Source organism: Pseudooceanicola batsensis HTCC2597 (genome assembly GCF_000152725.1).
GTDB lineage: Bacteria > Pseudomonadota > Alphaproteobacteria > Rhodobacterales > Rhodobacteraceae > Pseudooceanicola > Pseudooceanicola batsensis.
This window is the reverse complement of record NZ_CH724131.1, coordinates 27009-52661: the sequence shown is the minus strand read 5'-3', so window position 1 is coordinate 52661 and position 25653 is coordinate 27009. Positions and strand designations below refer to the sequence as shown.

Annotated in this window: 26 protein-coding genes; 7 read left to right on the top strand and 19 right to left on the bottom strand. The window is 69.5% G+C overall.

What is annotated here, in order from left to right:
• Window positions 1-19: 19 nt before the first annotated feature.
• From OB2597_RS04355 to OB2597_RS04280, 15 genes are all read right to left on the bottom strand, one after another.
• Entirely contained in the window at window positions 20-412 is a 393-nt protein-coding gene (locus OB2597_RS04355) for a nuclear transport factor 2 family protein (RefSeq protein WP_009804303.1), read from the bottom strand.
• Window positions 409-1017, bottom strand: a complete 609-nt coding sequence (locus OB2597_RS04350; RefSeq protein WP_009804302.1) for an NADH-quinone oxidoreductase subunit C — start codon at window positions 1015-1017, stop codon at window positions 409-411. The genes OB2597_RS04355 and OB2597_RS04350 overlap by 4 nt, the downstream gene beginning before the upstream one ends.
• 15 nt (window positions 1018-1032) lie before the next feature.
• Entirely contained in the window at window positions 1033-1599 is a 567-nt protein-coding gene (locus tag OB2597_RS04345) for a NuoB/complex I 20 kDa subunit family protein (protein WP_040609477.1), read from the bottom strand.
• A 47-nt stretch (window positions 1600-1646) separates the two neighbouring features.
• Window positions 1647-2012: an NADH-quinone oxidoreductase subunit A gene (locus OB2597_RS04340; RefSeq protein WP_009804300.1), complete on the bottom strand. Its 366-nt coding sequence runs from the start codon at window positions 2010-2012 to the stop codon at window positions 1647-1649.
• 515 nt (window positions 2013-2527) lie between these two features.
• Entirely contained in the window at window positions 2528-3313 is a 786-nt protein-coding gene (locus OB2597_RS04335; RefSeq protein WP_009804299.1) for a crotonase/enoyl-CoA hydratase family protein, read from the bottom strand.
• Between the two features lie 107 nt (window positions 3314-3420).
• Window positions 3421-4290: a hydroxymethylglutaryl-CoA lyase gene (locus tag OB2597_RS04330; protein WP_009804298.1), complete on the bottom strand. Its 870-nt coding sequence runs from the start codon at window positions 4288-4290 to the stop codon at window positions 3421-3423.
• Window positions 4291-4956, bottom strand: coding sequence for a glutathione S-transferase family protein (locus tag OB2597_RS04325; protein WP_040609110.1), 666 nt, complete (start codon window positions 4954-4956; stop codon window positions 4291-4293).
• The gene (locus tag OB2597_RS04320; protein ID WP_009804296.1) at window positions 4953-5612 is read right to left on the bottom strand and encodes a glutathione S-transferase family protein; all 660 of its coding nucleotides are present in this window, start codon (window positions 5610-5612) and stop codon (window positions 4953-4955) included. The genes OB2597_RS04325 and OB2597_RS04320 overlap by 4 nt, the downstream gene beginning before the upstream one ends.
• Complete coding sequence (locus tag OB2597_RS04315; protein ID WP_009804295.1) at window positions 5609-7546, bottom strand: acetyl-CoA carboxylase biotin carboxylase subunit; 1938 nt, start codon at window positions 7544-7546, stop codon at window positions 5609-5611. Before OB2597_RS04315 ends, OB2597_RS04320 begins: the two co-directional genes overlap by 4 nt.
• A gap of 25 nt (window positions 7547-7571) precedes the next feature.
• Complete coding sequence (locus OB2597_RS04310) at window positions 7572-8078, bottom strand: O-acetyl-ADP-ribose deacetylase (protein WP_040609476.1); 507 nt, start codon at window positions 8076-8078, stop codon at window positions 7572-7574.
• On the bottom strand, window positions 8075-9037 hold the full coding sequence (locus OB2597_RS04305; protein ID WP_009804293.1) for an NAD(P)H-dependent flavin oxidoreductase: 963 nt from the start codon (window positions 9035-9037) through the stop codon (window positions 8075-8077). Before OB2597_RS04305 ends, OB2597_RS04310 begins: the two co-directional genes overlap by 4 nt.
• 102 nt (window positions 9038-9139) lie before the next feature.
• Window positions 9140-10747, bottom strand: coding sequence for a carboxyl transferase domain-containing protein (locus OB2597_RS04300; protein WP_009804292.1), 1608 nt, complete (start codon window positions 10745-10747; stop codon window positions 9140-9142).
• Window positions 10748-11264: 517 nt separating this feature from the next.
• Window positions 11265-11984, bottom strand: coding sequence for a flavodoxin family protein (locus OB2597_RS04290; protein WP_009804290.1), 720 nt, complete (start codon window positions 11982-11984; stop codon window positions 11265-11267).
• The gene (locus OB2597_RS04285; RefSeq protein ID WP_009804289.1) at window positions 11981-12376 is read right to left on the bottom strand and encodes a DUF1622 domain-containing protein; all 396 of its coding nucleotides are present in this window, start codon (window positions 12374-12376) and stop codon (window positions 11981-11983) included. The genes OB2597_RS04290 and OB2597_RS04285 overlap by 4 nt, the downstream gene beginning before the upstream one ends.
• Window positions 12377-12386: 10 nt before the next feature.
• Entirely contained in the window at window positions 12387-13550 is a 1164-nt protein-coding gene (locus tag OB2597_RS04280) for an isovaleryl-CoA dehydrogenase (RefSeq protein WP_009804288.1), read from the bottom strand.
• A 141-nt stretch (window positions 13551-13691) separates the two neighbouring features.
• Between OB2597_RS04280 and OB2597_RS04275 the strand changes: the two genes are divergently transcribed.
• A complete protein-coding gene (locus tag OB2597_RS04275; RefSeq protein ID WP_040609109.1) occupies window positions 13692-14168 on the top strand; it encodes a pyridoxamine 5'-phosphate oxidase family protein in 477 nt (158 codons plus the stop codon).
• A gap of 307 nt (window positions 14169-14475) precedes the next feature.
• On the opposite strand, the gene OB2597_RS04270 is transcribed toward OB2597_RS04275, so the two are convergent.
• From OB2597_RS04270 to OB2597_RS04260, 3 genes are read right to left on the bottom strand one after another with little or no spacing between them, the layout of a single operon-like run.
• Window positions 14476-15681, bottom strand: coding sequence for a DegT/DnrJ/EryC1/StrS family aminotransferase (locus tag OB2597_RS04270; protein ID WP_009804286.1), 1206 nt, complete (start codon window positions 15679-15681; stop codon window positions 14476-14478).
• Window positions 15678-16964: a tetracycline resistance MFS efflux pump gene (locus OB2597_RS04265; RefSeq protein ID WP_009804285.1), complete on the bottom strand. Its 1287-nt coding sequence runs from the start codon at window positions 16962-16964 to the stop codon at window positions 15678-15680. The genes OB2597_RS04270 and OB2597_RS04265 overlap by 4 nt, the downstream gene beginning before the upstream one ends.
• Window positions 16965-16985: 21 nt before the next feature.
• A complete protein-coding gene (locus OB2597_RS04260) occupies window positions 16986-17690 on the bottom strand; it encodes an HAD-IA family hydrolase (protein WP_009804284.1) in 705 nt (234 codons plus the stop codon).
• 119 nt (window positions 17691-17809) lie between these two features.
• On the opposite strand from OB2597_RS04260, the gene glmU reads away from it, so the two are divergent.
• The 3 genes from glmU to OB2597_RS04245 are packed head-to-tail and all read left to right on the top strand — an operon-like array spanning window position 17810 to window position 21677.
• Complete coding sequence (gene glmU, locus OB2597_RS04255; protein WP_009804283.1) at window positions 17810-19165, top strand: bifunctional UDP-N-acetylglucosamine diphosphorylase/glucosamine-1-phosphate N-acetyltransferase GlmU; 1356 nt, start codon at window positions 17810-17812, stop codon at window positions 19163-19165.
• Window positions 19165-20988, top strand: a complete 1824-nt coding sequence (glmS, locus tag OB2597_RS04250) for a glutamine--fructose-6-phosphate transaminase (isomerizing) (protein ID WP_009804282.1) — start codon at window positions 19165-19167, stop codon at window positions 20986-20988. Before glmU ends, glmS begins: the two co-directional genes overlap by 1 nt.
• Window positions 20985-21677 (top strand): DNA alkylation repair protein, encoded by a 693-nt coding sequence (locus OB2597_RS04245; protein WP_009804281.1) that lies wholly within the window; start codon window positions 20985-20987, stop codon window positions 21675-21677. The genes glmS and OB2597_RS04245 overlap by 4 nt, the downstream gene beginning before the upstream one ends.
• Here the strand turns inward: OB2597_RS04245 and OB2597_RS04240 are convergent.
• Window positions 21667-22092 carry a hypothetical protein gene (locus OB2597_RS04240; protein WP_009804280.1) on the bottom strand — a complete coding sequence of 142 codons (426 nt, stop codon included), beginning with the start codon at window positions 22090-22092 and terminating at the stop codon, window positions 21667-21669. The two genes, OB2597_RS04245 and OB2597_RS04240, sit on opposite strands and share 11 nt — an antisense overlap.
• A 114-nt stretch (window positions 22093-22206) precedes the next feature.
• On the opposite strand from OB2597_RS04240, the gene moaA reads away from it, so the two are divergent.
• The 3 genes from moaA to OB2597_RS04225 all read left to right on the top strand — a co-directional run bounded on the left by moaA (window position 22207) and on the right by OB2597_RS04225 (window position 25630).
• Window positions 22207-23214, top strand: a complete 1008-nt coding sequence (gene moaA / locus OB2597_RS04235; protein WP_009804279.1) for a GTP 3',8-cyclase MoaA — start codon at window positions 22207-22209, stop codon at window positions 23212-23214.
• 1 nt (window position 23215) lies between these two features.
• Complete coding sequence (locus OB2597_RS04230) at window positions 23216-24505, top strand: 3-deoxy-D-manno-octulosonic acid transferase (RefSeq protein WP_009804278.1); 1290 nt, start codon at window positions 23216-23218, stop codon at window positions 24503-24505.
• 63 nt (window positions 24506-24568) lie between these two features.
• Window positions 24569-25630 (top strand): glycosyltransferase family 4 protein, encoded by a 1062-nt coding sequence (locus OB2597_RS04225; RefSeq protein ID WP_009804277.1) that lies wholly within the window; start codon window positions 24569-24571, stop codon window positions 25628-25630.
• Window positions 25631-25653 lie beyond the last annotated feature (23 nt).

Below are 25653 nucleotides of genomic sequence, written 5' to 3'. Positions count from 1 at the left end.
CCATCACCTCGCCCGGGCCTCAGCCCAGCATCGCCGGGCCGTCCTCGACCCGGTAGAGTTTCGTCACCAGTTGCCAGCCCCCATCGGTGCGCAGGAACCCGAGATAGTCGCGGAACCGGCGCGGCGGGACCGCGACCACGACTTCCGCATGGGCCATTTCGGGACCGGCGAGCCGCAGCTCGGCAATCGAATAATCCGGGTCGCCCGCAAAGGCGTCACGTCCGCCGACACGCGAGACAAAGGCCGCCTTGTCCAGCGTTCCGGTCTGCCCGTTCTCCGAGCAGGTCATCAGGAATTGCTCGTGACAGAGCGTGTCGAGCGCCGCCGCATCCGCAGTGTGAAGCGCCGTCGCATAGGTACCAAGGGCCTCGCGGACCTCGGCCTCGATCGCGGAAAGATCGGCGTCCTTCACTTCGCCTCCTCCTTCTTCTCGTCACCGGGAAGAATGTAGTTCGCGCCCTCCCAGGGCGACATGAAATCGAACTGGCGGTATTCCTGCACCAGCTTCACCGGCTCGTAGACGACGCGCTTGGTGGTCTCGTCATAGCGGACCTCGGTATAGCCGGTGGTCGGGAAATCCTTGCGCAGCGGGTAGCCGCGGAACCCGTAGTCGGTCAGCAGACGGCGCATGTCGGGATGGCCCGAGAAGATGATCCCGAACATGTCGAAGACCTCGCGCTCGTACCAGTTGGCGCTCGGATGAACCTCGGTGATGGTGGGCACCATCTCGTCCTCGCGGGCGGCCAGGCGCAGGCGCACGCGGTGGTTCTGGTACATCGACAGGAAGTGGTAGATCAGGTCGAACCGCTTGGGCCGCTCGGGATAATCGACGCCGGTGATGTCGATCAGGGTGGTGAACCGGCAGGTCGCGTCGGTGCGCAGGAACTCGACGAACCCGGCGATGTTCGCCGGGGTCACGTCGATGGTCAGCTCGTCCAGCGTGATCTCCCACCCCAGCACGCAGTCGGGGCGCTTCATCTCGATATGGCTGCCGAGTTCCTTGAGGGCTTCTGTCATCGGTTCCTCGTGCCCCTATCTCGTGATCGTGCCGGTGCGGCGGATCTTCCGCGCCAGCTGCATGATGCCGTAAAGCAGCGCCTCGGCGGTCGGCGGGCAGCCGGGGACATAGATGTCCACGGGCACGATCCGGTCGCAGCCGCGCACCACGGAATAGCTGTAGTGATAGTAGCCCCCGCCATTGGCGCAGGAGCCCATGGAGACCACATAACGCGGCTCGGGCATCTGGTCGTAGACCTTGCGCAGCGCGGGCGCCATCTTGTTGGTCAGCGTGCCGGCGACGATCATCACGTCCGACTGGCGCGGAGAGGCGCGCGGCGCGATGCCGAAGCGCTCCGCGTCGTAGCGCGGCATCGAGGTATGCATCATCTCGACCGCGCAGCAGGCCAGCCCGAAGGTCATCCAGTGCAGCGACCCGGTGCGCGCCCAGTTGATCAGATCCTCGGTCGAGGTCAGCAGAAAGCCCTTGTCCTGCAACTCTTTGTTCAGCGCCTGCGTGGCCATCTCGGGATCGGGGCCGGCGCCGTGCGGGCCATAGGCCGCGACCGCCGAGGGGCCGGTCTTGACCCGGTCCGACTGCATCCCGTCGCCCAGAACCGGCGTGACCAGGGCGTCGTCGTCCTTGTCCTTCACTGCCATTCCAGTGCCCCCTTCTTCCATTCGTATGCGAAGCCGACCGTCAGCACCGCGAGGAAGACCATCATCGACCAGAAGCCGACCATGGAGATGTCCTTGAAGGCGACGGCCCATGGAAAGAGCATCGCGATCTCCAGGTCGAAGATGATGAAGAGGATCGACACGAGGTAGAACCGCACGTCGAACTTCATCCGCGCGTCGTCGAAGGCGTTGAAGCCGCATTCATAGGCCGAGACCTTTTCCGGGTCCGGATTGCGGACCGCGATGATCACGGCGGCGATGATGAACACGAGGCCCAGTCCGATGGCGACGGCAAGGAAAACGAGGATGGGAAGATATTCCCGAAGCATCACTTCCACTTGGATGGCTCCTTTCCTGACTGCGGACAAATGCTCTCGCGCCTTGTCCACACTGTGAGCGGTTTACTCCCCGCCCTTGGCAGGGTCAACCAAACTGGCCCATATTCCGCAAAATGAATGCTGCACCTGCGAATGGCCGCTCGGGACAACACAGCAAGGATTTCCAATGTGTTACGCATCGTAACCTGACTCTTTCAGTAGGGATTTGGAGGCGGATTTGCCGCGCAGCGGGCGGGGCCGGTGCTTCTGAGCGATGCGGGCCGCGACGCCGGGCGCGACAGAGGATCGTCGTGGCGACAGGTCCCGCGAGACGCGGGGGACGGACCTGGGCATTTCGCTCACGCGGACCGACCCAGTTCATGGCCCCGGTCGCCCCCAGGATGAACGGCCGGGATCATCCCGATCGGCGTCCCGGCCCGCACCGCGTTGCCCGTGGCACCGCTGTGTACCTCAGGGGCCGACCCGGACGCGGCCCTGAGATCTCCCGGCACCCCACAACCCAGAGTTGACAGCTGTCAACTTTGCCAGGACGGCTTTTCCTTGGCAAAGAAGGCGCCGATCCCCTCGGGCGCCTCGGTTCCTTCCCAGCAGGCGACAAGTTCCCCGATGGAATGTTCGATGATCTCGTCGGTGATCGGCGGCCCGAGGTGGCGCAGCAGGGCCTTGGCCCGGGCCACGGCGCCGGGCGCGGTCTGAAGATAGGGCGCGACCTCGGCCTCGACCGCCTCGTCCAGCGCGTCCGGGGCAACGGCGCGGGACAGCAGGCCCAGATCGACCGCCTCCGCCCCCTTGAAGGCGCGGCCGGACATGAAGACCCGGCGGGCACGGGCCTCGCCCATGCGGGCGGCGACGTAGGGGCCGATGGTCGCCGGGATCAGGCCCAGCCGGGTTTCGGTCAGCGCCATGGTCACCTCGGTCGTGCCGACGGTCACGTCGCAGACCGAGGCCATGCCGACCCCGCCGCCGAAGGCGTTGCCGTGGATGCGCCCGATGACCGGCTTGGGGATCAGGTTGATCGCCTTGAGCATCCAGGCCAGCGCCCCGGCCTCGCGCCCTCTTTGCTCGGGCGTGGCGTCGAACTGCTCGCGCATCCAGCCGAGATCGCCACCGGCGCAGAAGGTCCGGCCCTTCGCGGCCAGGACGACGACCCGGACCGCATCGTCCCGCGACAGCGCCGTCGCGGCTTCGTGCAGTTCACGGATCATCTGCGCGTTCAGGGCGTTGTGCTTCTCCGCCCGGTCGAGCCAGAGCGTCGCCACGCCGCGGTCGTCGGTGTCGATTGTGACGATGTCATGCGCCATTGCTGCTGTCCTTTCACTGGAAACCTTTCGCGCGACCCGAATGGTGGAGTTTTCACCCCACCCTCTCCCGATCGTGCCCCCGGCATGGGGCGGGCTGGTCCCCCACCCTACGATCCCGCTCCGCGGACGGGGCGCATCGCCCGGGCCATCTCTGCCGCCGCGACGAGAACCTCGCGGTCGAGCCCCGTCTCGTAGCCGAGCGTCACGAGTCGGTCATGCACCGCCTCGGTCGCGACGTTGCCCGCGGCGCCGGGCGCGTAGGGGCAGCCGCCGAGCCCGCCGACGGCGGCGTCGAAGACCCGCAGCCCCCGGTCGAGCGACACCTCGATATTGTCCAGCGCCCGGCCGGCGGTGTCGTGGTAGTGCCCGGCCAGGCGGGCGGCGGGCAGTTCCTCGAGCACGGCGTCCAGCATGGAGGCGATGCTTTCGGGCGTGGCCTGCCCGATCGTGTCGCCGAGCGAGATCTCGTAGCACCCCATCTCGCGCAGGGCCGCCGCCACGCGGGCCACCGCGCCGGGCGGGGTGGCGCCGTCATAGGGGCAGTCGGTCACGCAGGAGATGTAGCCCCGGACCGGCAGCCCCTCTTCCATCGCGGCGCGGGCGACCGGGGCGAAGCGCTCCAGGCTCTCGGCGATGGAGGCGTTGATGTTGGCCTTCGAGAACCCCTCGGAGGCCGAGCCGAAGATCGCCACCTCGTCCGCCCCCGCCTTCACCGCATCCTCGAAGCCGCGCATGTTCGGCGTCAGCGCCGCGTAGCGCACCCCCTTCGCGCGCGAGATGCCGGCCAGCACCTCGGCCGAGCCGGCCATCTGCGGCACCCATTTCGGACTGACGAAGCTGGCGCATTCGATCCGGTCGAAGCCCGCGCGCGACAGGCAGTCGACCAGCGCGATCTTGTCGGCGACCGGAATGTCGCGTTTCTCGTTCTGCAGGCCGTCGCGCGGCCCCACCTCGAATATCTCGACCCGGTCAGCCATTCATGTCTCCCATGCCGGATAGAAGTCCTGCGTGTATATGCCCGCGCCCTCGCGCGGCAGCGCTTCGCGGAAGGCCGGGCGCGCGGTGATCCGTTCGTACCATTTCGCCGTTTCGGGAAAATCGTCGAGTTTCGCGAAGAACCGGGCCTGGTAGACCGCCTGCCCCACGGCGATATCCGCGGCCGAAAAGCCCGAGGTCAGCAGGTAGTCGCGGTTCTCCACCGGGGTGGAGAGCCGCCCCTCGATCGCGGCATAGCATTTCTTCAGCCGCGCCGCCTCCAGCTTCATCACCACGGGCGAGCGCATCGCGTCGTCGTAGAGCGCGATATGCTGCTGGGTCAGCGCCGCCGAGTGCTGGGTGATCGTCTCGGCAAAGTGCAGCCAGACCAGCCAGTCGGGCCGGTCGAGATCGCCGGCCAGCCGGCCCAGACCGCGGTCGGGAAAGCGTTCGCAGAGGATCTCGATGATGGCGCCGGATTCGAAATAGGTCTCGCCGTCCATCTCCAGCGCCGGCACGCGACCGGCGGGGGATCGGCTTAGAAATTCCGGCGATCTCAATGACTTGTCGAATGCATAGGGGGTGACGTGGAACTCCACCCCCAGCTCGTTCAGCAGCCAGAGCACGCGCATGGACCGGGTCTGGTGGCAGTGATGCAGAACGATCAAGACGCGACCTCGTAGAAGTCCTTGACCGGGAAGTTGCGTTCGCCGTCCAGCTCCGTCGCCGCCTTGTGGGCCGGACGCGCCGCCATCCGGTCGAGATAGGCGAGGATGTTGGGAAACCGGTCGAACCGTACATAGCGCTGCGACGCGGTCAGGGAAAAGCCCATCATCGTGTCGGCGGCCGAGAACCCGCCCGCCAGCATGTGCTCCTGCCGCGACAGCAGGTCCTCGATCGGCGCCAGCGTCGCGGCGAGCCGCCGCGCCTCGATCTTGACCACCGTGTCGGACCGGTCGGCGGGATCGCGCAGAAAGACCCATTGCAGGTTCAGGTTCGCGATCAGGTGCCCCGAGGTCTCGGCATAGTGCATCATCTCGAGGAACGGGATGCGCTCCGGGTCGCCGGTCGGGCGGCCCAGCCCGTGTTCGGGCCGCGTCTCGCAGAGATATTCCGTTATCGCGCCGCTTTCGTGGATCACCTCTCCGTCGATCTCGAGCGCGGGGATGCGTCCGGCGGGCGACTTGCACAGGAAATCCGGCGACCGCATCGATCCGTCCTGGATCGTCCATTCGCGGATCTCGGGGGTGATGCCCATTTCCTGAAGCAGCCACAGGATGCGGAAGGACCGCGCCCCGGGCACATGGTGCAGGATCGTCGTCATTCGTCGTCCTCCAGTCGGATGAGAGGCGCGCCGGCCTCGACCTGCGCACCTTCCTCCACCAGAACCTCGGCCACAACCCCGTCGCGCGGCGCGGTGAGCGCATGTTCCATCTTCATCGCCTCGAGGACGGCCAGCCGCGTGCCCGCCGTCACCGCCTGCCCCGGCTCGGCGAGCATGGCCTTGACCAGACCGGGCATCGGCGCCTCGATCAGGTTGCCGCCCGCCATCGCCTCGGCCGCACGGTCGAGCGGGTCGATCAGGTCGAATTCCAGCCCGTAGGCTTCGAAGACGGTGACGTGATGCCCCGCGCGGTGGACCGCCGGGGCCTTGTCGCCGTCCAGCCGCCAGCCGCCATCGAACCGCGCCTCGACCGTGCCGCCCGTGGGCAAGGCGATCGTATGCGCGGTGCCGGAATGGCTGACCACCGTGACCTCGCGGTCCTCGCCGTCCTGGCGCAGGGTGATCCGGCGCGTCTGCGGCGCCCAGAGGGTGAAGCCGGTCAGCGCATCCGGCGCCGCGTCCAGCCCCAGCGCCACCATCGCGGCCCAGGCCATCGCGCTCTCCGGCCGCTCCGGCACGGCGGACAGCGCATCTATGTCGCGGCCGATCAGGCCGGTATCCACGTCGCCCCGGGCAAAGCCCTCGTGCCGCGCGAGCGCGCCCAGGAAGGCGAGGTTCGTCACCGTCCCCGCCACCTGCGTGCCCGCCAGCGCCCGCGACAGGCGTTTCAGCGCGATCTCGCGCGTGGGGCCATGGGTGATGAGCTTGGCGATCATCGGGTCGTAATGCGGGCTGATGGCATCGCCCGACCTGACACCGGTATCGGCGCGCGCGCCCTGCGGGAACGCCAGGTGCGCCAGGCGCCCGGTGGCCGGCAGGAACCCGGCCGGCACATCCTCGGCATAGAGGCGCGCCTCGAAGGCATGGCCGGCGATCCCCAGATCCTCCTGCCGTTTCGGCAGGGGTTCTCCGGCGGCGACGCGCAGCTGCCATTCGACGAGGTCGATCCCGGTGATCGCCTCGGTCACGGGATGTTCGACCTGCAGGCGCGTGTTCATCTCCATGAACCAGAAGCCGTCGGGTCGCAGCCCGTCCGACCCGTCGACGATGAACTCGATCGTGCCCGCGCCGGCATAGCCGATCGCCTCGGCCGCGCGGACCGCCGCCGCGCCCATGGCCTCGCGCATCTCTTCGGTCATGCCCGGGGCGGGCGCCTCCTCGATCACCTTCTGGTGGCGGCGCTGGAGCGAGCAGTCCCGCTCGAAGAGATGCACCGCGCGGGTGCCGTCGCCGAAGACCTGCACCTCGATATGGCGCGGTTTCTCCACGAACCTCTCGACCAGAACGTCCGGGTTGCCGAAAGCGGTCCGGGCCTCGCTCCGCGCGCTCTCCAGCGCCTCCGCGAACGCGCCGGCGCGCTCGACCAGCCGCATCCCCTTGCCGCCACCGCCCGCCACGGCCTTGATCAGCACCGGATAGCCGATCTCCTCGGCCGCCTTCGACAGCGTCCGGTCGGACTGGTCCGCGCCATGGTAGCCCGGGACCACCGGCACGCCCGCCTCTTCCATCAGAGCCTTGGCGGCGTCCTTGAGCCCCATGGCCCGGATCGCCCTTGCCGAGGGTCCGATGAAGGTCAGCCCTGCGGCCTCGACCGCCTCGACGAAATCGGGGTTCTCGGAAAGGAAACCGTAGCCCGGGTGGATGGCCTGCGCGCCCGTCTCGGCGGCGGCCGCCAGGATCGCCTCTGTGCGCAGATAGCTTTCGGACGGGGCCGGCCCGCCGATATGCACCGCCGCGTCCGCCATGGCCACGTGGCGGGCCGCGGCATCGGCGTCGGAATAGACGGCCACGGTCCGGATGCCCATGGCGCGGGCCGTCTCGATCACGCGGCAGGCGATCTCGCCCCGGTTGGCGATCAGGATCTTGTCGAACATGCTCTTTCCTTTCCGGATGGGCCCTTCATTGCCGGTGGCGCTCCAGCGCGTCCCGCAGCGTGGCGGCGGCCCCGGCGTCGAAGGCGACCAGCGTGACCTGCCAGCCGGTGCGCCCCTTCAGCCAGGCGCACAGCGTTTCGGCGGCGATGGCGGCGGCCCGGCCGGCGGGAAATCCGTAGACGCCCGTCGAGATCGCCGGAAAGGCGATGCTGCGGGCGCCCGCCTCCTCGGCCAGCGTCATCGCATTGCGGTAGCAGGCGGCCAGCAGCTCCGGCTCGCCCCGCCCGCCGCCCTGCCAGACCGGCCCGACCGTGTGGATCACGTGGCGCGCGGGCAGGTCGTGGCCGCCGGTGATCCGCGCCTCGCCCGTGGGGCAGCCGCCGAGGGTCCGGCACTCCTCAACCAAGCCGGGACCGGCGGCGCGGTGGATCGCCCCGTCCACGCCGCCGCCCCCCAGGAGGGAGCTGTTCGCGGCATTGACGATCGCATCGACACCGAGCGTGGTGATGTCGCCCTGCCAGACCCGGATCATCGCCGCCACCCCCCGCCCAGCAGGGCCTCGGCCTCGGCCGCCATGCGGGCAACGATCTCGCCCGCGGGGGCCACGTCATGGATCAGCCCGACCGCCTCGCCCGCGATCGGGGGGGCCAGCGTCGCATCGCCGTCGCGTGCCGCCACGGCATAAGCCGCGTGCAGGTCCGCCCGCGCCCGCAGCCCCTCGGGGTCCGCCGCCCAGTCGCGGGTAAAGGCGTTCTCCACCGTGCGGATGGTGAAGGGCGCGGGCCAGTCCAGCCGCCGCGCGATGTCGGGCAGGGACGAGCGCAGGGTCGCGTCGCCGTCAGCCGCCAAGCCCGCCGCGCGGATGGCCTCCGGCACCAGAGCCTCGCGGCTCGCCCAGAGGCGTGTGCCCACCAGCACGCCGTCCGCCCCCAGCATCAGCGCCGCCGCCAGGCCGCGCCCGTCGGCGATACCGCCCGCCGCCAGCAGCAGCACCTCCGGCGCCTCGCGCGCCAGCAGGTCGGCCACCTCCGGAACCAGCGTCATCGTCGCGCGGGTGGCGCCATGCCCGCCGGCCTCGCCCCCCTGTGCCACGATCACGCGCGCCCCCGACGCCAGAGCATGGCGCGCATGCTCCAGCGTCTGCACCTGGCAGATCAGCGGCACGCCCGCCGCCGCGATCTCGTCCGCGAAGGGCGCGGGATCGCCGAAGGACAGGAAAAGCGCCGCCGGATCATGCGCCAGCGCCCGCGTCAGGACCTCCGGCCGCTCCGCCAGCTTCCAGGTGATGAAGCCGCAGCCGACGCGCGCGTTGCCCGCGTCCCGGAACGCCGTCTCGACCCAGTCCGCATCGCCATAGCCGCCGCCGATCAGCCCCAGCCCGCCGGCCGCCGTCACCGCCGCCGCGAGGCCGCCGCCCGCGGCCAGCGCCATCGGCGCCGAGACGACCGGATGCCGCAGACCGAATTCCCTCGTGAGCCGGGTCCCGATCATGCGCCGCCCCCCTGCTTCATCTTGCCGGAAATACTCCGGGGGTGACCGACAAAGCGCGCTTTGTCGGGAGGGGGCGGCGCCCCCTTGCCCGGCCGGGACGGATCACATGCGGAACACGCCAAAGCGGGTCTCCTCCACCGGGGCGTTCAGCGCCGCCGTCAGGCTCAGGGCCAGGACCTCGCGGCTCTTGCGCGGATCGACGATCCCGTCGTCCCAGAGCCGCGCCGCGGCATAGAGCGGGTGCGACTGGCGCTCGAACATCTCGATCGTTGGGCGCTTGAACGCGGCCTCCTCCTCGGCCGTCCAGGACCCGCCCGCCCGTTCGATCCCGTCGCGCCTGACCGTCGCCAGAACCCCCGCCGCCTGTTCGCCGCCCATCACGGAGATGCGCGAGTTGGGCCAGGTCCAGAGGAAGCGCGGCGAATAGGCCCGGCCGGCCATGCCGTAGTTGCCCGCCCCGAAGGAGCCGCCCACCAGCATGGTGATCTTGGGCACGTTGGTCGTGGCCACCGCCGTCACCATCTTGGCGCCGTGCCGGGCGATGCCCTCGTTCTCGTATTTCCGGCCGACCATGAAGCCGGTGATGTTCTGCAGGAAGACCAGCGGGATGCGGCGCTGCGAACAGAGCTCGACGAAATGCGCGCCCTTCTGGGCGGCCTCGGAAAAGAGCACGCCGTTGTTGGCGATGATGCCCAGGGGGATGCCCATGACATGGGCGAAGCCGGTCACCAGGGTCTCGCCGAAGCGCGGCTTGAACTCGTCGAAGCGCGAGGCGTCGACGATGCGCGCGATGACCTCGCGGATGTCGTAGGGCGTGCGCAGATCGGCCGGCACCACGCCGATGATCTCGTCCGGGTCGTAGGCCGGGTCCTCCGGCGTCTCCAGGCGCAGGGCGGGCGTCCGAGCCGCCGTCCCCAGCGAGCCGACCGCGCGCCGCGCCAGGGCCAGGGCATGGGCGTCGTCCTCGGCCAGGTAGTCCGCCACGCCCGAGAGCCGGGTGTGCACGTCGCCGCCGCCCAGATCCTCGGCCGAGACGACCTCGCCGGTCGCGGCCTTCACCAGCGGCGGCCCGGCCAGGAAGATCGTGCCCTGTTCCTTCACGATGATCGTCACGTCCGACATGGCGGGCACATAGGCGCCGCCCGCGGTGCAGGAGCCCATGACCACGGCGATCTGGGGGATCGCCTTCGACGACATGCGCGCCTGATTGTAGAAAATGCGGCCGAAATGCTCGCGATCGGGAAAGACCTCGTCCTGGTTGGGCAGGTTCGCACCGCCGCTGTCGACGAGGTAGATGCAGGGAAGGTGGTTCTCCTCGGCGATCTCCTGGGCGCGCAGGTGCTTCTTGACCGTCATCGGGTAATAGGTGCCGCCCTTCACGGTGGCGTCGTTGCAGACCACCATCACCTCGCGCCCCTGCACGCGCCCGATGCCGGTGATGATCCCCGCGCAGGGGGCGGCGTCGTCGTACATGCCATGCGCGGCGGTGGCCGAGAGTTCCAGAAAGGGCGAGCCGGGGTCGAGCAGGCCGGCGACGCGGTCGCGCGGCAGCATCTTGCCGCGCCCGACATGGCGATCGCGCGCCTTCTGCCCGCCACCGGCCGTGGCGGCCTCGGCGGCGGCGCGCACGGTGTCCAGCGCGGCGAGGTGGCCCTCGCGGTTGGCGCGGAACTCCTCGGAGGTGGTGATGGCTTGCGAGACGAGTTTCATGCCCGTGTCTCCTCGGTGGTGCGTCGGTTCGTCCCCGGCCGGATCCCGTGGCCGGAGGCGCATGCCGGCAGGGCCGCCGAAACGGCGTCTGACGGGCGGGCCTTCGCAGGGTCAACGGGATCTTTCCCGGTTTCGGGCGAAAGATCAGAAGCGGGACGCAAGGCCCTGCGGCTGTTGAGACTGGGCGCGCCGGACGGCCCGGGTCCGCCCGCGATCCCGGTCGGAGCCGCCGTCGCGCGGGAGGTCGCGGATCGGACGGTGGCGCCCGGGGCCGCCGGGCGCCCGGCACGGGTCGCGCCGGCGCCGGCCGCCACCTGTCGGTCGGTCCGGACGGCCACCGTGCCGGACCTCGCGCGCAGGGCGGCGCAGGACAGATCGCGGCGGGTCGCGCCGGTCATGCGGATGATCGCGGCGCGCGCCGGCTGCTCCTGCCGGAGCTGCGCGACCATACCCGGCGGCTCGTCGCGCCAGGCGCGACCGGCGCGCGGGGCGGTGCAGACGGCGGCGCAAGCCCGCATCACGAGCGGTACTCCGGGTTTTCGAAGCCGAAGCGCGTGCCGGCCTTCCAGGCGTTGCGGTCGTTGCCTTCGTTCGGATAGCCGCCCGCATCGCGCAGGATCCGGGCGAGGTGCATCAGGTTCCAGGTCATGATCGTGGTGTTGCGCTGCGTGAAGTCGTTGTCGAAGCCCGCGCGGCTGCCGTCGTCGAGGTCGTCGCCGTAGGACGGCCCCGGCCCCGCCTCGCCGATCCAGCCGCAGTCGGCCTGGGGCGGGATGGTGTAGCCCAGGTGATTGAGCGCGAAACCGAGCGTCATGGCGACATGCTTTATGCCGTCCTCGTTCCCGGTGATCACGCTGCCGCCGACCTTGCCGTAGAAGACCGACTGGCCACGGTCGTTGAGCTCGCCGCTCATGGCGTAGAGCCGTTCGATCAGAACGCGGCAGACCGAGCTTTCCTCGCCCAGCCAGAGGGGCGTGCCGATGACGAGGATGTCGGCGGCCTTCACCTTTTCCCAGATCTTCGGCCAGTCGTCGCGCTCCCACCCGTGGTCGGTCATGTCCGGGTAGACCCCGGGCGGCACCTGGTGATCGAGCAGGTAGAGATGTTCGATCTGTACCCCCTGCCCCTGCATGATCGCGGAGGAGGCCGCGAGCAGCAGGGCGGTGTGGCTCTCCGACGGCTGCTTCTTGAGGGAGGTGTTGATGTAGAGCGCCCGCAGGCCGATAAAGTCGGTCATTCGCCCAGTTCCTTCTTCAGCTGGTCGAGTTCGCGTTCGAGGAAGTAGGAGGTGATGGAGCGGATGATAACCAGAAGCAGGAGGAACAGCAGGTCCGAGAAGGCGAGGCTGAGGGCGGTGTGGATCACGTCCGAGACGATGAAGAGTTCGAGACCGGCCAGGATGTAGCGCCCCAGTTCGATGCGCTGCCGGTTCGTGCGCCTGATGCGGTTCTCGCCCGCGCCAAGTTCGGCCCGGACGACGCCGACGATGAACCGGATCGCGCCGACCAGAAGCAACAGGATGGCGAAGAGGTCGATGACCGCCGCCGCCCATTCCAGCACGTGGACGGCCCAGGCCAGGTCCTGGTGCAGAATGCCGCCGCCGCTCTCCATCTCGATCAGGCTGTCCATGCCGCGCCGCTCACTCCATGCTTGTCATCAGTTCGCGCCCGATCAGCATGCGGCGGATTTCCGAGGTGCCGGCGCCGATCTCCATCAGCTTGGCATCGCGGAAGATGCGCCCGACCGGGTTGTCGTTGAGATAGCCCGCGCCGCCCATGGCCTGTACCGCCTGATGGGCGACGACCATCGCTTCCTCGCTGGCGTAGAGCACGCAGGCGGCCGCGTCCTGGCGGGTGACCTCGCCGCGGTCGCAGGCCTTTGCCACCTCGTAGGTATAGGCGCGGGCGGAATTCATCTTGGTGTACATGTCGGCGATCTTGCCCTGCATGAGCTGGAAGTTCCCGATGCTCTGACCGAACTGCTTGCGCTCCACCATGTAGGGCATGATCTCGTCCAGGCACGCGGCCATGATGCCGGTGCCGATACCGGACAGAACGACCCGTTCGTAATCCAGCCCCGACATCAGGACGCGCACGCCCTTTCCCTCTTCGCCGAGGACATTCTCGAAGGGAACCTCGACATCCTCGAAGATCAGTTCGGCGGTGTTCGAGCCGCGCATTCCGAGTTTGTCGAAATGAGGAGAGGTCGAGAAGCCCTTCATATCCTTCTCGATTATGAATGCGGTGATGCCTTTCGATCCGGCGTCGGGATCGGTCTTGGCATAGACCACCAGCGTGTCGGCGTCCGGGCCGTTGGTGATCCAGTACTTGTTGCCGTTCAATCGGTAATGATCGTTCCGCTTCTCGGCGCGCAGCTTCATCGAGACGACGTCGGAGCCGGCGGAGGGTTCCGACATGGCCAGCGCACCCACGTGCTCGCCCGAGACGAGACCGGGCAGATAGCGGGCCTTCTGCTCCTCGGTTCCGTTCAGCTTGATCTGGTTCACGCAGAGGTTGGAATGCGCGCCGTAGGAGAGCGACACGGAGGCCGAGGCGCGGGCGATCTCCTCGACCGCGACGACATGGGCGAGATAGGACAGCCCGGTGCCGCCGTATTCCTCGGGCACGGTGATGCCGAGCAGGCCAAGCTCGCCCATCTCTTGCCAAAGCGGAGCGGGGAAGGTGTTGGACCGGTCGATCTCGGCGGCCTGCGGCTTGATCCGCTCCTGCGCGAAGCGGTGTACCAGGTCGCGCAGGGCGTTCACGTCCTCGCCCAGATCGAAGGACATGGATGCGGTGAACATGGGAACCTCCTCCCGTTTATTGAACATCCGTTCATATAACAATCACAGCCCGCGAGTCGGGTCAAGCGCGCAGGAACTGGCCCGGGCCGGGTGACGTTGGAGGGGAAAGGGCCGATGTCCGGCCCGTGCCAGGAGGATATCATGAAGGACCACGCCAATTCGCTGAACGAGATTTTCTGGAACCGCATCGACGACGCCCGCGCCGTGATGCTCGAGGTCGGGGGGCGGTCGCTGCCGATGGCGCCCTATGCCGACAAGGCCGAAGGGGTGATCTGGTTCATCACCTCCGAGGGGACCGACGCCCACGAGGCCGCCACCTCGGCCGGGCGGATCCGGCTGATCGTGGGCGATTCCGGCGCGAAGCTGTATGGCGACGTGGAAGGTAGCCTGACGGTCGCGGACAATCCCGACAAGCTGAACGAGCTCTGGTCCCCCATGGCCGCCGCCTGGTTCGAGGACGGACGCGAGGACGAAGACGTGCGCCTGCTGGCCTTCCGTCCGACCTCGGGCGAGATCTGGGCCACCGACGGTGCCGCCGGTTTCCTCTACGAGATCGCCAAGGCGAACATGACGGACGAGACGCCGGACGCCGGGGACCACGGGCGCGTGTCGTTCTGAGGGGGGTGCATGCGTCGGGCACGGTCGCGCGTCCCGGGATGGACGGTGTGGCGGTGCGCGGTGCGTGCGAGCACGCACCCTACGGGGGGTCCTGTGGGGGCGTGTCTTTCTGAACCGCGATTTGGGCCGTGCGTGGTGCGCAGGCGGTAGAGCGGCGCGCACCAGCACGCGCCGCACAAGGGTCATCCTCGGGCTCGGCCCGAGAATTTTCTGTCACAGGGTGCGCGGGGCGTTGAAAGCCCTCGCACCCGAGGAGGGCGGTGGTCGGCGCCAGCGTCGGGAAAATGCCGGCGACCCCGGCACGGGATCAGGCGCGGGAGCCCTGCCAGACAGCGCCGACCTCGGCGCGGATGATCCCGGCGAGCAAGGCGCAGTCCTCGATCGAAAAGGTCAGCGGCAGGCGCATGTCGAGGATGGCCCGGAGGACGCGGTCGCTGTTCGGCAGCCTCTCGGCCGGGGCATAGCGCCAGCTGTCGTAGCGGGACGTGAAGCCGGACGGCTCGGCGCCGCCGAACCATTTCAGTTCGACCCCGCGGGCGGCGCAACGGCGCAGGACCTCGGCGATGGCGCCTTCGGACCAGTCCAGCAGGAGGAACTGGATCGAGGAGCCGACATAGCGCTCCTTCTCGGGGCGTTCGATCACGGTGAGACCGGGGGTGCCGCGCAGCCCGGTCTCGACCGTGTCGTAGCGTTCGTTCCAGCGCGCGCATTGCGTGGCGAGGTCGCGCAGCTGCGGGCGCAGGATCGCCGCGCGCAGATTGTCCATCCGGCCCGAGACGTTGGGCGTGACGTACTTGACCTTTTCGAACACCTCGGGCGCCGGCGCGGCGAGGTGGCGGTCGTACAGCATGTAGCTTCCCGACAGGATCACCGCGCGGGCCATCAGATCGGGATCGTCGGTGGCGAGAAAGCCCCCCTCGCCCGAGTTCAGGTGCTTGTAGGTCTGGGTCGAGTAGCAGGCGGCGCGGCCGTGGCGGCCCGAGAGCGTGCCGTTCCAGCTGGCGCCCATGGTGTGGGCGCAGTCCTCGATCACCACGATACCGGCGGCGTCGCAGATCTGCATCAGGCGGTCCATGTCGCAGATATGTCCGCGCATGTGGCTGAGCAGGAGAACCTGGGCGTCGCCCTGCCCCGCCAGGTCGCGAAGGTGGTCGAGGTCGATCACCAGCCCCTCGGTCACGCCCACGTAGACCGGCACCGCGCCGAGCGATGCGATGGCCCCCGGCACCGGGGCCAGGGTGAAGGCATTGGTCAGCACCCGGTCGCCCGGCGACACGCCGGCGGCACGCAGGGCGGTCGCGATGGCCGACCCGCCCGAGGCCGTGGCGAGGCAGTACCGCGCGCCCATGGCATCGGCGAATTCCCGTTCCAGCAGCGCCACCTCGCCCGGCTCGCCCTCGGCCACGTTGTAGCGGTGCAGACGACCGGAGCGCATGACGGCGAGGGCGGCCGAGATGGCCTCGTCGGGGATGGGTTCCTGCTGGGTGAAGGACCCCTTGAAGATCTCGGTCATGGCACCTCCTGCCCGACGATTGTGCGGGGCACGGAGGGCGGGGTCAATCCGCCGTGCCCGCGGCCGCGCGGCCTGACGGCCAGGTAGATGAGCAGGGTGAGGGCCAGCAAGCCACCGGTGATCAGGAAGGGGGCGCCCGGCATGGGGCTCGCGGCCTCGGGACGGACGAACCAGGAGAAGACTTGGGTGTAGAAGATCACCGCGGCGAGGGTGGCGATGTTGGTGAGGCTCGCCAGGCCGCCCTGCAGTTCACCCTGAGCGTCGTCGGGCACGTCGCGCGTCATCAGCGAGACGAGGCAGGGATGGACCAGCCCCTCGAACGCGACGAAGACCAGCAGGATCAGCACGACGGCGAGCGAACCGGCGAGGCCGAAGCCGACCGCACCGAGCGCGGCGACGATCAGGCCGGCGACGATGACGCGGCTTTCCCCCATCCGGCGGACGAGCGGCCCCGAGAGCAGGCCCTCGGTCAGGGCCGACATGATGCCGAAGAGCGCGAGGGTGGCGCCGATGGTCGCCTCGGTCCAGCCGAAGGCGGCGATGCCCCAGAAGGTCCAGAGGGTGGGATAGACCTGGCCGGCGAAGAAATAGAGCATGAGCACCATGGTCAGCGGCAGGACCGAAGGATAGCCGCGGAACACCCTGAGCACGCCGAAGGGGTTGGCGCGCCGCAGGCTGAGCGGGCGCCGTTTTCCGGGCGGGAGGGATTCGGGCAGCACGGCGTAGCCGAAGGCGAAATTCGCGGCGGCGAGCGCGGCTGCCGCCCAGAAGGGCACGCGCGGGCCGAACTCGCCCAGCAGACCGCCGAGCGCCGGTCCGATGACGAAACCCAGCCCGAAGGCCGCGCCAATCATGCCGAAGGCGCGGGCGCGGCCCTCGGGCGGGGTGATGTCGGTGAGATAGGCGGTGGCGATGATGTGCGAGGCGCCGCAGATGCCTGCGATGATCCGCCCGAGGATCAGCAGCCAGAAGGTCGGCGCGAGGGCCGAGAAGACATAATCGACGGCCAGTCCGCCGATGGCCAGAAGCAGCAGGGACCGGCGGCCGTAGGCGTCCGAGAGGCTGCCGATCAACGGCCCGAAGAGGAACTGCGCAAGCGCGTAGGCGGCGAACATCCAGCCGCCGATCACCGAGGCATCGGCCAGCTCGGCATGGCCCACATCGCGGAGCAGGGCCGGGATGACCGGCCAGATCAGCCCCACCCCGATCATGTCGATCAGCACGGTGGCGAATATGAAGACCGTGGCCTTGCGGGTGACCGCGGGCCGCAGGGGATCGGTCATGGCGCCCCTCCTGCCCGGCGACTATGCCCGGCCGCGCGCCCCGTCAAGCGCCGGCAGGTCGGCGTCGCGCCAGAAGCCGGCCACGGCCGAGGGAAGTTCGTCGAAATGGCCGATCAGGGCCTCGGGGGCGAGCGCGGCCATGTCCTCTCCTGAGGGGCCGAAGGTGACCAGGACCGAGGGCACGCCGGCCGCGCGCGCGGTGTTGCGGTCGGTGTCGCTGTCGCCGACGAGACAGGCGATGCGCGGATCGCCGCCCGCGCGGCGCACGGCCTCGCGCAGGGGTTCGGGATCGGGCTTGCGCACGGTGAGCGTATCGGCGCCCACGAGGGCGGGGAAATCGCCCATGATGCCGAGGTCGGTCAGCAGCTGCCGGGCCAGACCCTCGGGCTTGTTGGTGCAGATGGCCACCGTATGCCCCTGCGAGCGCAGCATCTCGACCGCCTGCATCGCGCCCGGGAAAAGCCGCGTGTGCACCGAGATGGCCCCGGCATAGGCCTCGAGAAGAAGGGGATAGAGGCGGTCGATCTCGTCTTCGCCCCGGGCGTGGCCGAGGCGCTCCATCCCCAGGCGGAGCATGGCGCGACCGCCCCGCAGAGCCGTGGCGGCATCGGCCAGCGTCAGGACCGCGCCGGCGCCGATCGTGCCGAAACAGTGGTTGGCCGCGGCCAGCAGATCCTGGCTGGTATCGGCCAGGGTGCCGTCGAGATCGAAAACGATGGTTGCCATGGCCGTCCTGCCACCCTGTTACGGGCCGAAACCCAAGTTGATCCCACCCGCCCTTGCACGCAGGCCGCATCCGGATAAAACGAGCGGGACCGAAAGGCAATCGGGGACAAGGGGCAGAGATGGGCATCGCACTGGTCATACTGGCGGCGGGGCAAGGGACGCGGATGAACTCCGACCTGCCCAAGGTGCTGCACAAGATCGGCGGCGCGCCGATGCTGGTGCATGCCATCCGCGCGGGCGAGACGCTCGGGCCGGGGCGTATCGTCGTGGTGACGGGGCATGGCGGCGCGGCGGTCGGCGCGGCGGCGCGGGCCTATCAGCCCGCCGTCGAGATCGCCGTTCAGGATCAGCAGCTCGGCACCGCCCACGCCGTGGCGCAGGCGCGCGAGGCGCTGGCCGGGTTCGAGGGGGACGTGATCGTGCTTTATGGCGACACGCCCTTCATCCGCCCCGAGACGCTGGAGCGGATGCAGGCGGCGCGGGCGGCGCATGACGTGGTCGTGCTGGGGTTCGAAGCCGCCGATCCGGGGCGCTACGGGCGGCTGGTCATGGACGGCCAGAACCTTGAGCGGATCGTCGAGTTCAAGGATGCGACCGAGGACGAGCGGCGGATCACCCTGTGCAATTCGGGCGTTGTCGCCGCCGATGCCCGGGTGCTCTTCGAACTGATCGACGGGGTGGGCAACGACAATGCCTCGGGCGAGTATTACCTGACGGATATCATCGGGCTGGCGCGGGCGCGCGGCCTCTCGGCGGGGGCGGTGACCTGCGCGGAGGCCGAGACGCTGGGCGTGAATTCACGCGCGGAACTGGCCTCGGCGGAACGGCTGTTCCAGGCCCGGATGCGCGACGAGGCGATGGCGGACGGGGTGACGCTGGTCGCGCCCGAGACGGTGTTCTTCGCCTATGACACGGTGGTGGGACGCGACACCGAGATCGAGCCGAACGTGGTCTTCGGGCCGGGCGCAAGCGTGGAGTCGGGAGCCACCATCCGGGCGTTCTCGCATCTGGAGGGCTGCCACGTCAGCCGGGGCGCGGTGGTCGGCCCCTACGCCCGGCTGCGCCCCGGGGCGGAGCTGGCCGAGGACGTGCGGATCGGGAACTTCGTCGAGATCAAGGCGGCGCGGGTGGATCGCGGCGCGAAGATCAACCATCTCACCTATGTGGGGGATGCGGAGATCGGCGAAGAGGCGAATATCGGCGCCGGAACGGTGACCTGCAACTATGACGGCGTGATGAAGCACACCACTCGGATCGGGGCACGGGCCTTCATCGGGTCCTCGACCATGCTCGTGGCGCCCGTGTCGGTCGGCGACGACGCCATGACCGGGTCGGGGTCGGTGATCACCGAGAACGTGGAACCGGGGGCGCTGGCCATCGGGCGGGCGCGGCAGGTGACCAAGCCGGGGCTGGCCCGGCGGTTGTTCGAAATGCTCAAGTCGCAGAAGCTGAAGAAAGACCAGGGGGCGCATTAATGTGCGGAATCATCGGGTACCTGGGCAGCCATGAAGCTGCGCCGTTTCTGGTCGAAGCGCTGAAGCGGCTGGAATATCGCGGCTATGACAGCGCCGGGATCGCGACGGTGCACGATGGCGCGCTGGACCGCCGCCGCGCGGTCGGCAAGCTGGTGAACCTGTCGGACCTTCTGGTGCACGACCCCCTGCCGGGCAAGTCGGGGATCGGCCACACCAGATGGGCCACCCATGGCGAGCCCTCGACGCGCAACGCGCATCCGCATCGCGCGGGTCACGTGGCCGTGGTCCACAACGGCATCATCGAGAACTTCCGCCAACTGCGCGCCGAGCTTTGCGAACTGGGCGCCGAGATCCAGACGGAAACCGATACCGAGACCATCGCGCTGATGGTGGATCACTACGTGCAGCAGGGCGACAGCCCGCGTGCCGCCGTCGAACGGATCCTCGACCGGCTCGAAGGGGCCTTCGCGCTCGCCTTTCTCTTCGAGGACGAGGAGGACCTGATCATCGCCGCCCGCAAGGGATCGCCCCTCGCCATCGGGCATGGGTATGGCGAGAATTACGTGGGCTCCGACGCCATCGCGCTGGCGCCGCTGACGGACCGGATCACCTATCTCGAAGAGGGGGACATGGCGATCGTCACCCGGACATCGGTCGAGATCCGGGATTCCGAGGGACAGCTCGCCAATCGCGAGATGCACGAGATCCAGAAGGACCGGGCGCGCGTCGACAAGGGCGGATACAAGCATTTCATGGCCAAGGAGATCGCCGAGCAGCCGCAGGTGATCTCGGAGGCCGTCGGCCATTACTTCGGGTCGAGCGGACACGAGATCCGCCTGCCCTCGGACCAGCTGGACTTCACGGGTCTGGACCGGGTCGTGCTGGTCGCCTGCGGCACGGCCTATTACGCCTGCCTGACGGCGAAATACTGGATCGAGCGCCTGGCCGGGCTTCCGGTCGAGGTCGATGTGGCCTCGGAGTTCCGCTATCGCGAACCGCCGATCGGCGAGAACACCCTGGCGCTGTTCGTCAGCCAGTCGGGCGAGACCGCCGATACGCTTGCCGCGCTGCGCTATTGCCGCGACAAGGCCCGGCGCATCGTGGCGGTGGTGAACGTGCCGGAAAGCTCGATCGCGCGCGAAAGCGACGTGGCGCTGCCGATCCTCGCGGGGACCGAGATCGGGGTTGCCTCGACCAAGGCCTTCTCGTGCCAGCTGACCGTGCTGCTGACCGTCGCGATGGAGGCGGCGCGACAGCGCGGCCGGCTGAGCGAGGAGCGGCAGGCCGATATCGTCGCCGCGCTGCGGGGCCTGCCGGCGCGGATCAACCTCGCGCTCGACTTCGAGGAGGTGACCGAGCGGGTCGCGCACGAGCTGGCCGAGGCCCGCGACGTGCTGTTCCTGGGGCGCGGCCAGATGTATCCGCTGGCGCTGGAAGGCGCGCTGAAGATGAAGGAAATCAGCTATATCCACGCCGAGGCCTATGCCAGCGGAGAGCTGAAGCACGGACCGATCGCGCTGATCGACCCGAATGTGCCGGTGGTGGTCATGGCCCCGCGCGACGCGCTGTTCGACAAGACCGTGTCGAACATGCAGGAGGTGATGGCCCGCGGCGGCAAGGTGCTGCTGATCTCGGACCGCAAGGGGATCGAGACGGCGGGCGACGGCATCTGGCGCAGTGTCGAGATGCCCGAGGTCGACACGCTTCTGGCGCCCATCCTCTATGCCATTCCGGCGCAGCAACTGGCCTATCACACGGCCGTGGCCAAGGGCACGGATGTGGACCAGCCGCGCAACCTGGCGAAGTCGGTCACGGTGGAATGAGCGCGCCCGACGGCGTCGCGGCGGCGCTCGAGGCGCTGCGGGCGCGGGCCGAGCCGGGGCGCGCCGAGGGATCGGCCGCCTGCCACAAGGCTCCGCGCGTCTATCTGGGCACGCCCAATCCGGCGCTCAACGATCTCGCCCGCGACTGGCGGCGGGCGCTTGGCGTGGAGGAGCGCGTGGTGCTGGCGCGCGATCTCTGGTCGACGGACATACACGAGGCGCGGATCGCGGCGGCCAAGCTGCTGACGCAGGCGCGCATCCGGCCCGACGGTGCGGTCTGGGACCTGCTGGCAGGCTGGGTGCCCGATTTCGACGCCTGGGCCATCGCGGATCACGCCTGCAGCGCCCTCGGCCGGCGGATCGAGGCCGATCTCGCGCGGCTGGACGCGGTCGAGGTCTGGACCCGGTCGGACCATATGTGGAGCCGGCGGGCGGCGCTGGTCTCGACCCTCTTCCTGGCCAAGCCGAACCATCCCACGCCCGCCCAACTGGCCGCGCGCGAACGGGTGCTGGGCTGGGCGGCAGGCTATGTGCCCGACCGTGACTGGTTCATCCAGAAGGCGGTGGCATGGTGGCTGCGCGACCTCTCGAAGCACGATGCCGACCGCGTCCGGGCCTTCCTTGCAGAGCATGGCGACGCGATGAAGCCCTTTGCCCGGAGAGAGGCGGCCAAGTACCTCAGCGACTGACGGCAACCTCCGGCAGGCCCGTGAGCGGCGCGCCGAGGGCCTGCATGAGCTGCAGAGACGCCCGCGAGCCCGAGCCCGGTTCGCCGGGGATGGGGATCAGCTCGGCCTCGACCGACTGCCCCTGATAGCTGACCTGACCCGGCGCGCGCACCCTGACCAGCGGCGTCCTGAGCCAGACGCCCGGTTCCGCCGCATTGCCCAGCGACGCGATGGTGGTGCCGAGCGTGCCCGTCGCCGGGGCCGAGGGCGTCGCCACCTCCTTGGGGTCATCGCCCGGCCGGCCCTGCGGACGGACGGCGGCGAGGGGGCCGGTCCCTGCCGGGGCGGCGGTCTCGGTCGGTGAGCCGCGCAGCGAAAAGGGCGAATCGGCGCAGGCGGCCAGCAGGAGCGGGGTGAGGAGGATCAGACGAGTCATGACGGAATGGTGCGCTCTTCCCGCGCCGGGTCAATCCCCCGTCTCGGACTTCTCGCTGGCTTCGGTGCCCCGATCACCCTTGCCCCGCCCCTGCCCCGGGCTTAAGTTCCGGCCATGACAGCGCCCCTGATCGATCCCTTCGCCCGCGCCATCACCTATCTCCGCGTCTCGGTCACCGACCGCTGCGATTTCCGCTGCGTCTACTGCATGGCCGAGAACATGACCTTCCTGCCCAAGAAGGAGCTTCTGACGCTGGAGGAACTCGACCGGCTGTGCTCGACCTTCGTCGGCCTGGGGGTCGAGAAACTGCGGATCACCGGCGGCGAACCGCTGGTGCGGCGCGACATCATGACCTTCTTCCACGGCATGTCGCGGCACCTCGACAGCGGCGCGTTGAAAGAGCTGACGCTGACCACCAACGGCTCGCAGCTCGAACGGTTCGCCAAGGCGCTTCATGCCGCCGGGGTGCGGCGGGTGAACGTCTCGCTCGACACGCTGGACGAGGACAAGTTCGCCCGCGTGACGCGTTGGGGCCGCCTGCCGCAGGTGCTCCGCGGGCTGGACGCGGCGCAGGCGGCGGGTCTTCAGGTCAAGCTGAACGCCGTGGCGTTGAAGGGGTTCAACGAGGACGAGCTCTTTACCCTCGCAGAGTTTTGTGCCGAACGCGGCATGGACCTGACCTGGATCGAGGTCATGCCGATGGGCGATCTGGGCAACGAGGACCGGATCGGCCAGTACTGGTCGCTGCGGGATCTTCGCGCGCAGCTGGCCGAACGCTACACGCTGATCGACCTGGCCGAGCGGACCGGCGGCCCGGCGCGCTACGTGCAGGTGCAGGAGACGGGCCAGAAGATCGGCTTCATCACGCCCCTCACGCATAATTTCTGCGAAAGCTGCAACCGCGTCCGCGTGACCTGCACCGGCGAGATCTATATGTGTCTCGGCCAGGAGGACGTGGCGGATCTGCGGGCGCCCTTGCGCGCCCATCCCGGAGATGACGGGCCGCTGGAGGACGCGATCCGCGCCGCCATCGCGATGAAACCCAAGGGGCACGACTTCGACTATTCGCGGCAGCGCGCCGACGGTCAGGTGACGCGCCACATGAGCCATACCGGCGGCTGACGTGGCGGCGCGGCAGCCGCAGGGCACGGTTTTCTACCAGTTCTATCGCGGGATCGCGGCGCTGACGGCGCCGCTGGTCTGGCGGCGCGTGTCGCGCAAGCTGGCCCGGCACGGCGTGAGCGCACCGCGCCGCCGCGAACGGCTGGGCGAAGCGACGCTGCCGCGCCCCGAGGGCCCGCTGATCTGGTTTCACGCCGCCAGTGTCGGCGAAAGCCTGTCGGTCCTCACGCTGGCCTCGCGGCTCCAGGCGCTGCAGCCGGGGTCGCATGTGCTGATCACCTCGGGCACCGCCAGCTCGGCCGAGATCCTCGGCAAGCGGATGCCCGAGGATTTCATCCACCAGTTCGCGCCGCTGGATCAACGGGCGGCGCTGCGCCGGTTTCTGGATCACTGGCGGCCCGATGCGGGGATCTTCGTCGAAAGCGAGATCTGGCCGCAGATGCTGGCCGAGGCGCATGGTGCCGGCGTGCCGCTGGCGCTGGTGAACGCCCGGATGTCGCGGGCGAGCCTGAAGAACTGGGCGCGGTTCGACCAGACCGCCCGCTATCTGCTGGGTCTCTTCCGCGTGATCCGCACGCAGGACCGGGCCACGCTGGAGGGGCTGCTCGGGATCGGCGCCGACCCTTCGGTCACCGCGCTCGGCCCGAACCTCAAGTCGGTCGCCCTGCCCCTGCCCGTCGACCCGCAGGAGGTGCGGCGCCTCGGCGCGCGCCTTCCCGCGCAGCGCTGGCTGGCGGCCTCGACCCATCCGGGCGAGGAACGGATCGTGCTGGAGGCGCATCGCCAGGCCCGCGAGGCCCTGCCCGACCTGGGTCTGATCCTCGCCCCCCGCCACCCCGAGCGGGCCGGCGCCATCGCCGAGGAGGTCCGGGCCGCCGGCCTCACCCTCGCGCGGCGCAGCCTGGGCGAGGATCCTGCCTCGGCCGAGGTCTACCTCGCCGATACGCTGGGCGAGATGGGCCTGTGGTACGACCTCTGCCCGGTGGTCTTCCTGGGCGGCTCCTTCGTCTCCGCCGGCGGCCACAACCCGTTCGAACCGGCGCAGGCGGGATGCGCCGTCATCACCGGGCCGCGGCACGCCAACTTCGCCGATGTCTACCGCGACTTCACCGACCGCCGCGCGGTGGAGATCGTGCCGCGCCCGAAGGGCCTGGGCGGCACGGTCGTCCGGATGCTGCGCGAGCCGGCGGCCGTCGCGGCCCAGTCCGAGGCCGCCGCGCGGCTGGTCTCGACCCAGGACGATGCGGTGGACGCGCTGGCCGCGCTTCTGGCGGAGAAGCTGCTCGGCTGACGCCGGACCTTTCGCGCCGACCGCCGCCGCGCTAGAGGAGGGCGACCCGGAACAGGAGCCGCCGTGCCACGCCCCGAGATTTCCCAGATCGACGTGATCGCGCCGAATTTCAAGCGCCGCCTCTCCGGCGTGACGGCGACGGTCGTGCGGCTCGTCCCGCTCCAGGCGCGGTGGATCGCCATCGCCGCCGCCGCCCCCGCCCTGCCGGACGAGGTGCCGCAGATCCCCCTGCGCGCGCTGGTGACCATGTCCCGCTCCGGGCCCTCCGGCCCCCGGGTCTGGCATGCCCGCCGGAATGTCGAGATGATCGCGGGGCTGGCGCTGAAACACCTGCTGCGCAAGCGGCTGCAACTGCTCTTCACCTCGGCCTCGCAGCGGCAGCACACCGGCCTGACGAAGTGGCTGATCCGGCGCATGGACCACGTGGTCGCCACCTCGGCGCGCACCGCCGCCTATCTCGAGCGCGACGCCACGGTGATCCACCACGGGATCGATGCGGACCAGTTCTCGCCGCCCGCCGACCGGGCCGCGCTGCGCCGCGCCCTCGACCTGCCGCAGGATGCGGTCATCGCCGGCTGCTACGGCCGCATCCGCGCCCAGAAGGGCACGGATGTCTTCACCGATGCCCTGCTGAATGCGATGGACCGCGACCCGCGGGTGGTGGGCATCGTCATGGGGCGCGCCACCGACCGGCACCAGGCCTTCGAGGCAGGGCTGCGGGACAGGATCGCGGCGCGCGGGCACGCCGACCGGCTGCTCTTCAGGCCCGAGGTCCCGGTCTGGCAGATGGCCGACTGGTACCGCGCGCTCGACCTCTACATCGCGCCGCAGAGATGGGAGGGTTTCGGCCTCACCCCGCTCGAGGCCATGTCCTGCGGCGTCCCCGTCCTCGCCACCCGCGTCGGCGCCTTCGAGGAACTGGTCGCCGAGGGCACGACCGGCCGCCTGGTGCCGCCCGACGACCTTACGGCAATGACCGAGGCCGCCGCCGACCTCCTCTCGGATCCGGCACGCCTCGCGGCCCTGGGCGCGGCGGCCCGGCAGCACGTGCTGCAGAACTTCCGCATCGAGACCGAGGCCCGGGCGCTCGTCGCGATCTACCGCGACCTCCTGGCCCGCGCCTGACCGCCCCCTTCTTTGGTCCGGAA

Excerpts from the sequence above, each read along its gene's own strand:
- moaA (WP_009804279.1), top strand. The coding sequence starts at position 22,207 with ATGACAGCGCCCCTGATCGATCCCTTCGCCCGCGCCATCACCTATCTC.
- OB2597_RS04285 (WP_009804289.1), bottom strand. The coding sequence starts at position 12,376 with ATGGACAGCCTGATCGAGATGGAGAGCGGCGGCGGCATTCTGCACCAG.
- OB2597_RS04245 (WP_009804281.1), top strand. The coding sequence starts at position 20,985 with ATGAGCGCGCCCGACGGCGTCGCGGCGGCGCTCGAGGCGCTGCGGGCG.
- OB2597_RS04320 (WP_009804296.1), bottom strand. The coding sequence starts at position 5,612 with ATGACGACGATCCTGCACCATGTGCCCGGGGCGCGGTCCTTCCGCATC.
- OB2597_RS04330 (WP_009804298.1), bottom strand. The coding sequence starts at position 4,290 with ATGGCTGACCGGGTCGAGATATTCGAGGTGGGGCCGCGCGACGGCCTG.
- OB2597_RS04240 (WP_009804280.1), bottom strand. The coding sequence starts at position 22,092 with ATGACTCGTCTGATCCTCCTCACCCCGCTCCTGCTGGCCGCCTGCGCC.
- OB2597_RS04350 (WP_009804302.1), bottom strand. The coding sequence starts at position 1,017 with ATGACAGAAGCCCTCAAGGAACTCGGCAGCCATATCGAGATGAAGCGC.
- OB2597_RS04275 (WP_040609109.1), top strand. The coding sequence starts at position 13,692 with ATGAAGGACCACGCCAATTCGCTGAACGAGATTTTCTGGAACCGCATC.
- OB2597_RS04265 (WP_009804285.1), bottom strand. The coding sequence starts at position 16,964 with ATGACCGATCCCCTGCGGCCCGCGGTCACCCGCAAGGCCACGGTCTTC.
- OB2597_RS04270 (WP_009804286.1), bottom strand. The coding sequence starts at position 15,681 with ATGACCGAGATCTTCAAGGGGTCCTTCACCCAGCAGGAACCCATCCCC.
- OB2597_RS04305 (WP_009804293.1), bottom strand. The coding sequence starts at position 9,037 with ATGATCGGGACCCGGCTCACGAGGGAATTCGGTCTGCGGCATCCGGTC.
- OB2597_RS04290 (WP_009804290.1), bottom strand. The coding sequence starts at position 11,984 with ATGACCGACTTTATCGGCCTGCGGGCGCTCTACATCAACACCTCCCTC.
- OB2597_RS04300 (WP_009804292.1), bottom strand. The coding sequence starts at position 10,747 with ATGAAACTCGTCTCGCAAGCCATCACCACCTCCGAGGAGTTCCGCGCC.
- OB2597_RS04280 (WP_009804288.1), bottom strand. The coding sequence starts at position 13,550 with ATGTTCACCGCATCCATGTCCTTCGATCTGGGCGAGGACGTGAACGCC.
- OB2597_RS04315 (WP_009804295.1), bottom strand. The coding sequence starts at position 7,546 with ATGTTCGACAAGATCCTGATCGCCAACCGGGGCGAGATCGCCTGCCGC.
- OB2597_RS04310 (WP_040609476.1), bottom strand. The coding sequence starts at position 8,078 with ATGATCCGGGTCTGGCAGGGCGACATCACCACGCTCGGTGTCGATGCG.
- OB2597_RS04260 (WP_009804284.1), bottom strand. The coding sequence starts at position 17,690 with ATGGCAACCATCGTTTTCGATCTCGACGGCACCCTGGCCGATACCAGC.
- OB2597_RS04335 (WP_009804299.1), bottom strand. The coding sequence starts at position 3,313 with ATGGCGCATGACATCGTCACAATCGACACCGACGACCGCGGCGTGGCG.
- OB2597_RS04345 (WP_040609477.1), bottom strand. The coding sequence starts at position 1,599 with ATGCAGTCGGACCGGGTCAAGACCGGCCCCTCGGCGGTCGCGGCCTAT.
- glmU (WP_009804283.1), top strand. The coding sequence starts at position 17,810 with ATGGGCATCGCACTGGTCATACTGGCGGCGGGGCAAGGGACGCGGATG.
- glmS (WP_009804282.1), top strand. The coding sequence starts at position 19,165 with ATGTGCGGAATCATCGGGTACCTGGGCAGCCATGAAGCTGCGCCGTTT.